Origin of the sequence: Mesobacillus maritimus, from assembly GCF_023715205.1 — a bacterium.
Taxonomy (GTDB): Bacteria; Bacillota; Bacilli; order Bacillales; family Cytobacillaceae; genus Mesobacillus_B; species Mesobacillus_B maritimus_C.
This window is the reverse complement of sequence record NZ_JAMBNR010000101.1, coordinates 1-393: the sequence shown is the minus strand read 5'-3', so window position 1 is coordinate 393 and position 393 is coordinate 1. Positions and strand designations below refer to the sequence as shown.

Here is a 393-nt window from a genome sequence, read left to right as displayed (position 1 = left end):
CACCCTAAAAAGCACCCCTTCTCCCGAAGTTACGGGGTCATTTTGCCGAGTTCCTTAACGAGAGTTCTCTCGCTCACCTTAGGATTCTCTCCTCGCCTACCTGTGTCGGTTTGCGGTACGGGCACCATTTATCTCGCTAGAGGCTTTTCTTGGCAGTGTGGAATCAGGAACTTCGGTACTAAATTTCCCTCGCTATCACAGCTCAGCTCACGCGGTAACGGGATTTGCCTCGTTACCAGCCTAACTGCTTAGACGCACATATCCAGCAGTGCGCTTACCCTATCCTCCTGCGTCCCCCCATTGCTCAAACGATAAAGAGGTGGTACAGGAATATCAACCTGTTGTCCATCGCCTACGCCTTTCGGCCTCGGCTTAGGTCCCGACTAACCCTGA

Annotated in this window: 1 rRNA gene; it reads right to left on the bottom strand. The window is 52.7% G+C overall.

The features are described 5' to 3' along the window. Positions 1 to 393, bottom strand: a 23S ribosomal RNA gene (locus M3182_RS25815); the annotation flags it as partial.